The 7760-nt window shown below is 41.6% G+C and carries 8 protein-coding genes and 3 pseudogenes; 2 read left to right on the forward strand and 9 right to left on the reverse strand.

Going from position 1 to position 7760, the window contains the following annotated elements; all coding sequences use genetic code 11:
• Nucleotides 1–118, reverse strand: a pseudogene (locus tag LC574_RS16960) (hypothetical protein); the annotation flags it as partial.
• A 304-nt stretch (nt 119–422) separates the two neighbouring features.
• Between LC574_RS16960 and LC574_RS16965 the strand changes: the two are divergent.
• Complete coding sequence (locus LC574_RS16965) at nt 423–1550, forward strand: ABC transporter ATP-binding protein (RefSeq protein WP_229454595.1); 1128 nt, start codon at nt 423–425, stop codon at nt 1548–1550.
• Between the two features lie 371 nt (nt 1551–1921).
• Here the strand turns inward: LC574_RS16965 and LC574_RS16970 are convergent.
• The 3 genes and pseudogenes from LC574_RS16970 to LC574_RS16975 form a co-directional block, all read right to left on the reverse strand.
• Nucleotides 1922–2023 (reverse strand): annotated as a pseudogene (locus LC574_RS16970) (response regulator); the annotation flags it as partial.
• Nucleotides 2024–2039: 16 nt separating this feature from the next.
• Nucleotides 2040–2168: pseudogene (locus tag LC574_RS38075) on the reverse strand (IS4 family transposase); the annotation flags it as partial.
• A gap of 490 nt (nt 2169–2658) precedes the next feature.
• Complete coding sequence (locus tag LC574_RS16975) at nt 2659–3117, reverse strand: transposase DNA-binding-containing protein (RefSeq protein ID WP_229454596.1); 459 nt, start codon at nt 3115–3117, stop codon at nt 2659–2661.
• Nucleotides 3118–3224: 107 nt separating this feature from the next.
• Between LC574_RS16975 and LC574_RS16980 the strand changes: the two genes are divergently transcribed.
• Complete coding sequence (locus tag LC574_RS16980) at nt 3225–4145, forward strand: hybrid sensor histidine kinase/response regulator (protein WP_229454597.1); 921 nt, start codon at nt 3225–3227, stop codon at nt 4143–4145.
• On the opposite strand, the gene LC574_RS16985 is transcribed toward LC574_RS16980, so the two are convergent.
• The 5 genes from LC574_RS16985 to brxE all read right to left on the reverse strand — a co-directional run bounded on the left by LC574_RS16985 (nt 4100) and on the right by brxE (nt 7327).
• Nucleotides 4100–5341 (reverse strand): fatty acyl-AMP ligase, encoded by a 1242-nt coding sequence (locus tag LC574_RS16985; RefSeq protein WP_229454598.1) that lies wholly within the window; start codon nt 5339–5341, stop codon nt 4100–4102. The two genes, LC574_RS16980 and LC574_RS16985, sit on opposite strands and share 46 nt — an antisense overlap.
• A gap of 745 nt (nt 5342–6086) precedes the next feature.
• Entirely contained in the window at nt 6087–6305 is a 219-nt protein-coding gene (locus LC574_RS16990; RefSeq protein WP_229454599.1) for a hypothetical protein, read from the reverse strand.
• 92 nt (nt 6306–6397) lie between these two features.
• On the reverse strand, nt 6398–6559 hold the full coding sequence (locus LC574_RS39055; RefSeq protein WP_368736697.1) for a BREX protein BrxB domain-containing protein: 162 nt from the start codon (nt 6557–6559) through the stop codon (nt 6398–6400).
• Entirely contained in the window at nt 6516–6740 is a 225-nt protein-coding gene (locus LC574_RS16995) for a hypothetical protein (RefSeq protein WP_229454600.1), read from the reverse strand. The genes LC574_RS39055 and LC574_RS16995 overlap by 44 nt, the downstream gene beginning before the upstream one ends.
• A gap of 5 nt (nt 6741–6745) precedes the next feature.
• Nucleotides 6746–7327, reverse strand: coding sequence for a BREX-6 system BrxE protein (gene brxE / locus LC574_RS17000; protein ID WP_229454601.1), 582 nt, complete (start codon nt 7325–7327; stop codon nt 6746–6748).
• Nucleotides 7328–7760 lie beyond the last annotated feature (433 nt).

Below are 7760 nucleotides of genomic sequence, written 5' to 3' on the forward strand. Positions count from 1 at the left end.
TCGGTAGATCATATTGAGAAATTTGGTAATTTTTGGGTAAGTCAGGATAAAAATACTGTTTACGGTCAAATTTGCTATATCTAGCGATTTGACAATTTAATGCCAAACCAGCCTCAATACCAGCAGTCATTAATACGGTAAATACGATTAAAAATATTGATTGCAAACCATGTCCAACTGTATGTGTATCTTTTTTGCTGCCAATTGATCGAAATAAAGACATCAGACAAATAATGATTCCAATAGCGGTATTATCTGTATAGAATTACCCTAAACTTATGCCCAGTACTGGGTATAAAAAAATCGGGCGAGTATATTCTTGAACAATTGTTTTTGGCGGATACAATAAACCAAAGTGTCAAATCTAGTCTGCCTAATAGACTACTGACATCACGTAATATCACGGCATTCTACTGAGGATTATGGCTCAAATTGTCATGCAGAATCAAAGGGGGATAACAACTTTTCAGCCACTTGATGTTGAACTGCGTAATGTATTCAAGTTTTTTAACCAAGAACCAGCAGTAAATGGAATCGATTTGGATGTCAGACAGGGAGAATTTTTTAGTATTTTAGGCCCCTCCGGTTGTGGTAAAACAACAACACTGCGTTTAATCGCTGGGTTTGAAATCGCTGACGCTGGCAAGGTGTTGATTCAGGGTCAGTCTATGACTAATGTGCCGCCTTACCGCCGACCCGTCAATACTGTATTTCAAAGTTACGCCCTATTTAACCACCTGAATGTCTGGAATAACATCGCCTTCGGACTGCGGTTAAAAAAAATACCCAAATCGAAAATTGAAGCTAGAGTCCAAGAAGCTTTAAAACTCGTGAAAATGGAAAGTTTGCGATCGCGCTTTCCCAATCAACTCTCTGGTGGTCAACAGCAGCGAGTCGCCTTAGCAAGGGCTTTAGTCAATCGCCCTACCGTTGTATTACTGGATGAACCTTTAGGGGCGTTAGATTTAAAACTACGTAAAGAAATGCAGGTGGAGTTATCAAACTTACACAAAGACTTGGGAGTGACCTTTGTGATGGTGACACACGACCAAGAAGAAGCATTGTCTTTGAGCGATCGCATTGCCGTGATGAACCAAGGCAAAATTGAACAAGTTGGCACTCCCAGCCAAATCTACGAACGTCCTTGCACATCCTTTGTTGCTGATTTTATTGGTGATACTAATTTATTTAGTGGTGAAATTGTAGCGGTAGACTCTTCTAATATTAAAATTTCAACAAAAACGGGACTCTCAATTGTTATTAGCCGCGCTGAAGATACACCATCTAAATTATCACAAGCAGTGCTAGTGAGCGTGCGGCCAGAAAAAATACAGCTTTCGCTTTATCCACCCAATTTGCCAACTAACTGTTTTGAAGGACAGCTTATCAATGTTATGTATTTGGGTACACATGTTAATTATGTTGTGGAATTAACAAATGGCATTAGCATAAATGTGTTGCAACCTAATACTTTTGGCGTTTTACCAGACCGCGACACGCCGATTTACGCTTGGTGGGCAGAAAATGATTGTTTAGCTATTAGTCAATAGTTTTGACACTGTTAGGCTCAAAGCGTGCATTACTGCAACACCCCTCCCATTCGGAACCGTGTTTGCAACTTTCACCGCACACGGCTACGAGCGTGTGTGGCTGTGGAAAAAGCCACGCTTTTTCGAGGCTTGAAGACTTCCGGTGAAAAGTCAGATTCTTTTATACTTATTATATAATTTTTTCTTTATTTTTAATCAAAGGTGATGTTAGTTGATGTATAGATGAGAAAGTTTTCATCCAAGCAGAAGAAAGTTTACACCCAAACAAACCTACAATTAACTGTCAAACAACCAGTTCACTTTTAGATGAGGAATATGAGGGAGATTAGAGAAATAACAAATGACCACTGACAAATCACTGTATCTTTGCATTAACTCTTATAAGAAGCAATCAAACTAGCGACGATCGCAACTAGTTCTCCTGGATCAACCGGTTTCGCCACATGAGTCTGAAAGCCCGCTTCCAGGGCTTGTCATTACCAACATCTTTTAAACTGACTGGGTGATAAAATCAGCAGCCCAACACATATCCTGTAATCGCAACCAGCCTCGCCATAAGGTCTGCCAACCAGGTAGACCATCGGATTTGCGGCCAAGAAAACCACCCAAACGAGCGATCGCTAAAAAGAATTCACAAGCGAGTCAACTCACAATTTGTCAACCCAAGACGAGCAACTAAGACCTTTAACATAATTGAAGGGATGTACTGGTGTGCCAAGAGTTGAGGATTGCTGCGACTAAGGGTGCGTAACTGTAATAATCTGACTGAAACTATAGCAAAAAAGCCAAGTAGCGTCACCAATGATGAAGCTGACTCCAATTGACGTTTTTCTACAGCACAACCAGTTATTAGTCAGCCCCTTCGGGGAAGTCAAAAGTCAAAAGTCAAAAGTCAAAAGTAAGAAACCCATAAATAAATTTAGGGGCAAGAGTAAGGCGGACGCCGTATTTCTTGCGCTGCGCCACTCGTTATACATTTTTTATTTTTCCATAAATAAATTTAGGGGCTTGTACCTTTTTCTTTCTGGTCATTATGGTACTCCTCAATTAACCAACGTGTAGTTCTGGTAACGCTTCCACCAACGTGTTGTCATTGTCCTTTTTTTGACTACGCAGCCAAGGTATTTGTCCTGCCAATCCCAAAATTTGTGGATTCAGAGGTGTCGGTACTACTGCGAAACTTGTGTGTAGCATCATTCCTCAACATGAAGCCATCTCCAATATGCCCTAATCCCTTAACTTCCCGATGATCAGTGTAATCTAGTTCTGTTGTGTCTTGGATGAATAAAACAACATTGGATTTTATTTCAGTCGCGCTTTGTTTCGTCTCCGTGATGTGAGGTTGAATTAATGCCTTATGAGTTACATCGTCTTCCGCAAATAATCGGTACGCAGCACGAATTTCATTCCAGCCTTGCATCATATCTGGTAAACTCCCTTGCGGGTTGGCAGCTATGGCTGCACCGATAGCGATCGCTCTTTGTGTACGACGAGTATCCCCTAATTCGGCATCTCCCCATTGCTCAACTGCCCAAGCATTGAGGTCTGTGAAATTTTTCAACTTCATACTCTGACTCTATTACATCCCTACCTCACTTTAAAATATGTTGGTAATGACAAGGGCTCTTACACATAGGCAGATTAACAATTGCATTTTATGAAGAACACTTTATCTTGGAATATAACTTCAGAACAAAGAAACCAAAAAATTCTGCTGGTGGATACTCAGCTGACAGCCTCCGCTTGCTGCAAGTCACTTTAAAGCTGAAGGGATACAACGTCACCATAGCCGACAATGGTGCTGAAGCATTGGTACAAATTGCCGAATCTCCTCCCGATTTGGTACTGCTAGATGTGGTGATGCCGGATATGGATGGCTATGAAGTTACCCGGCAAATTAAGCACAATTCAAACTTACCTTTTATCCCAATTTTGCTGGTGACAGGTTCTGAAAAATCAAGTGTCGTCAAAGGTTTAGATGCAGGTGCAGATGAATTTATTTGCAAGCCGGTAGATAAGAAGGAATTACTGGCCAGGGTGCGGGCTTTGTTGAGACTGAAACACAGTATGGACGAACAACTGTTCCTTAGTCAGCGACGGGAAGATTTTGTGACCCGCCTCACTCACGACCTGCGAACTCCGTTGATAGCTGCTGACCAATTCCTAAAGTTGCTGCAAAGAGGTGTTTTTGGCAATACCTTATCAGCAATGCGTGAATCTTTAGAACAAATGGCTCAGAGTAACCAAACTTTGTTGTCAATGGTCGATACCTTGTTAGAAGTTTACCAGTATGAAGCTGGAGGCAAAACTTTGGATTTCTTTGTGGTTGACCTGTGGGAATTATGTCAGCAAGTAGTGCAAGAACTAATGCCTTTGGCTGATGTTAAACATTTAACTCTCAAAGCTGTCTTGGCAAAGGGTACTGAAACTTCTTTAGTTAAAGTTAGAGGCGATCGCCTGGAACTACGCCGACTTCTCACTAACTTAGTTGGTAACGCCATTCGCTTCAGCGATGCTGGATCAGTAGAAGTTCGCCTCAATTCCACTGTTCAAGGGGTAACAATTGAACCAGATACCCAAATCTCACCCACTTGATCGGGTTGGCAAGGCGTGAGGTTCTCTGGATGAACGATTACTACCTCTAAGTCGGGAACTGGTTGACCGTTGCTGACAAATACTTGTGCTGCGGAGCTTTCCTCTAGTTTGATCTGACCCACTGTCAGGGCTGATTTATTCACAGATCGCACCACAGGAGCGGCTGATTTATTAGTGCCAGACACAATAAGCGTGCTTTCAGCCATGCCATAGCAAGGATTAAAAGACTCCGGTCGAAAACCACATTGAGCAAAGGCAGTGGCAAATTTTGTCAATGTATGAAGGCGAACTGGTTCTGCACCATTGAAAGCGATCGACCAACTGCTGAGATCTAGCTCTGATTTTTGAGCCTCACTCACTTTCTGAACACAGAGATCGTAGGCGAAGTTAGGTCCTCCACTTGTGGTTGCCCCATATTTGGAAATAACCTTTAACCAGCGTACTGGACTCTGTAAAAAAGCTACTGGCGGCATGAAAACACAGGGAATACCCAAGTAAATTGGTTGTAGAAGATTGCTGATCAGCCCCATGTCATGAAATAGTGGTAGCCAGCCTGCATAAACTGTTTGAGAACTATGTTCAAAAGCTTTTTCAATCAATTTCTCGTTGTGCAAAATATTACCATGACTGATCATCACACCTTTTGGACGACTAGTCGAACCTGATGTGTACTGCAAAAGGGCTAAAGTCTCACTGGTAACTTCTGTGATGAGAGAACTTTCTGTCCATTGCTCAGTATCGGTGGCTGCCCAAAGCACTGCCTCAATCTCTGGAGGATAAGTAAATTTCCGGTTACGTTCCGCCAAAATTTGGCTATCGGTGAGGACAATGCTGGCCTTAGCATCCATGCAAATAGCTTGGAGTCTGGGCAAGTGGCGTTTAGATTGGGGAGTATAAGTGGGTACTGCAATCACCCCAGCATACAAGCACCCTAAAAAGGCCGCGATGAATTCCAAGCTTGACGGGTAGAGCAGCAAAGCTCTATCTCCAGGTTGTATCCCATGCAGTTGCAAGCAGCCGGCAATGCGTTGAGCGCGGCTAGCGAGTTCTGCATAGGTTATTTGTGCCGACTCCGTTTCACCATTTTCAAGAAAGGTGAAAGCTACTTGCTGAGGTTGAGATAGTACTCGGTATTCCAGTACGTCTAAGAAAGTACTAGTCTGACTTTTGTAATCTATTAACAGATTTGTATTCATAATTAAGCACAAAAAAACCAAACTATAGCAGTCCTAAATGTTTCGTGAGAACGAATGAATGCTGTAATGTTTGTAAAAAAATGATAAAGGTATAAAACAGTTACAGATTTTATTAGCTATGATTATTCTACTCTTTGTCCTTAGTACTTTTTAATGAAATTAATTCACTTTTAAGTTTTTCAATATATAGCCGAAGTTGGCCCTCCAACTCCATTACGGCTAGCAAATTCCCAAGTCCCTGTAATATTTTTAGTAGATTCTGAAACTGAAAGAGTTTGTGAAAAAGCTAATTTTGGTGACAGAACTATGCATCCCAAAATTGCGCTTAGTATGGAAACAGTTTTTTTCTGAAATTTTTAATCATTGTGATCCTTGTGTTACGCGTATCGTCCGCTTGAGTTTTTTCCTCTACTGTGTCATCAACTCAAAAACCAAAATTTTCGCAGCAACTTCAAATTATTACAAAACTTCATTATTGAGTGAGCCTCGGCTTTGCAAGGAAGTTGTCTTGCACTAGTGCTGGAATAATGGCCTGCGGGATCAAATTGTCATTAAGAAAGGGGTATTAGTACCATTGGAACAGAAAACCGGGTTAAGTATTATTACATTAATAATACAAATCTATTTCAACGCTGAAACCTGGTTTTCTCGTTAAGCAACTACTTGGTAACTTGAAACATCAGTTACTACAACCTTCAATAAAAACCTTACAGGATAAGACTTTTAAGCTTAACCTGGTTTTCTGTTACGATGATACTTGTACCCCAGAATTGAGCAGCTTCACAAACTGCTCGTGAATTCCCGACTGCACACGCTTGTGGCGGGGGTCAGTTTCCGGATAACCGCCTGTGATAATGTATTCAGAGACTTCTTCTAAAACCTTGGCAGGTTTTTGCTCATGGAAATAAATGACTGGAGCAATATTACGGGTGACATCAGCAGCAAAAATTTCCTTAATTAGCATGGCATCACCTCTCTAAGAGTTGCAGTAATAAAGTGAGCCAGTGTGGTCTTGGGGGTTTCCCCCATGAACAACTGGCGAACCCGAAGGGTCAGTCATGAGTAAATTCGAGGTCGATAGTCCCGGTCAGAAGGCAGTTCGTCCATAAAAGACAGAGCGTTCAAATCCCTTCGCTCCCCTGGATAAAGGAGAACAACAGGCAAGTTGCTTGTCTTACCATCGATTACTACCAAACCAACGTTCTTCAAAAGCAACAACTGCCCGTTGTTCTCTAGGTATATCTATCCTGAAGTGTTCCCAGTAGGCGCGGCTTTCTTCTAGCGCTAAAGATGTACGTAGCAATCTGGTATGGAATTGAATGACTTCTTTGCCATGAAACAACATAGATTGGGCTGCTACTGGATGGAGGAGTTGCCGCTGAATTACTTTAGTAGCCATCGAATTTAGCGCTCCTCCAAACGGTAAAAAGGCATGGGGTAGCTCTCTACAATTGGCAAAAGTGCAAATGCTAGCTTCCTAGCACATTCGTCTAATGCCTTGAGCATTTCACCAAAAATTTCCCGTCCACTAGGAACCACTTTAAAATCCACCTTTTGGTGCGGAATACAGATGGCTTCCTCGAAGTCAGCCGCAGAAAAAGGCTGATAGATATCCAGAGATAAAGGTAAAACATCTACCGGTTTGACCCCGCTCTGCTTGTGGAAAGCCAGTCGTTCTGTCAACTGCTCATCAACGGTAAACCCCCAAAAAAACAGTGTTCTTACAGCATCAGGCTTCGCCATATCTAAGCGCTTACGCCGATCTTGCTGGATTGCTGCCTGTCGTACCGCTTGTAAGGATGCCCACTGATGCGTCTTGGGAAAGAGCCGCCCAAATAAGTCACCACCACCATTTTCATCAATTAAGTCTGTACGCCACCAATCGAGACGCTTAGGGTCACAAACTCCTTCTCCAGCCCAAGCGACTATTATTTGAAGTGCCAAAATATTGTCTAATGTATCTTTAGTAACCTTATTAGCTAGCATTAGAATTATAAAAGTTTAAAATTTTACTGTTTTACTTGAAACTATTTAGACATAAGCTTCTTCAGCCACTTTGACAACATTACTTGTTGCAAGTGTTGATATTAAAGTCAAAATAGTGTTAAATTTCTGAAAACTTTCAATTTATTAATAAGTAATATCCACTAAAATATTCAATACACATTAACTTGAAGCGTCTAAAATGCCCTGCGTAGTAATGCGGAATAAAATCAATGTGAATTATTGTTATTTTTAGGACTTACGCATTGTACATAAGTACTACACGCAATTTGGCTATTTCAGCCGTGTTTAGCACTCAGCGATGTCTACGACGGGCTACGCCTACGCAAATATGGGAATAAATCGGGGTTATGCAAAGCGCCTGAAACGACCAAAAATCGTAACCCATACTATGGCCAATTTGTACAGTGTGTAA

The sequence above is a fragment of the Nostoc sp. CHAB 5715 genome, assembly GCF_020829685.1.
GTDB lineage: Bacteria > Cyanobacteriota > Cyanobacteriia > Cyanobacteriales > Nostocaceae > Nostoc.

Bases quoted from the DNA above. Each gene is read 5' to 3' on its own strand.
- LC574_RS16990 (WP_229454599.1), bottom strand. From the start codon at position 6,305: ATGCTAATTAAGGAAATTTTTGCTGCTGATGTCACCCGTAATATTGCT.
- brxE (WP_229454601.1), bottom strand. From the start codon at position 7,327: ATGCTAGCTAATAAGGTTACTAAAGATACATTAGACAATATTTTGGCA.
- LC574_RS16965 (WP_229454595.1), top strand. From the start codon at position 423: ATGGCTCAAATTGTCATGCAGAATCAAAGGGGGATAACAACTTTTCAG.
- LC574_RS16975 (WP_229454596.1), bottom strand. From the start codon at position 3,117: ATGAAGTTGAAAAATTTCACAGACCTCAATGCTTGGGCAGTTGAGCAA.
- LC574_RS16995 (WP_229454600.1), bottom strand. From the start codon at position 6,740: ATGGCTACTAAAGTAATTCAGCGGCAACTCCTCCATCCAGTAGCAGCC.
- LC574_RS16985 (WP_229454598.1), bottom strand. From the start codon at position 5,341: ATGAATACAAATCTGTTAATAGATTACAAAAGTCAGACTAGTACTTTC.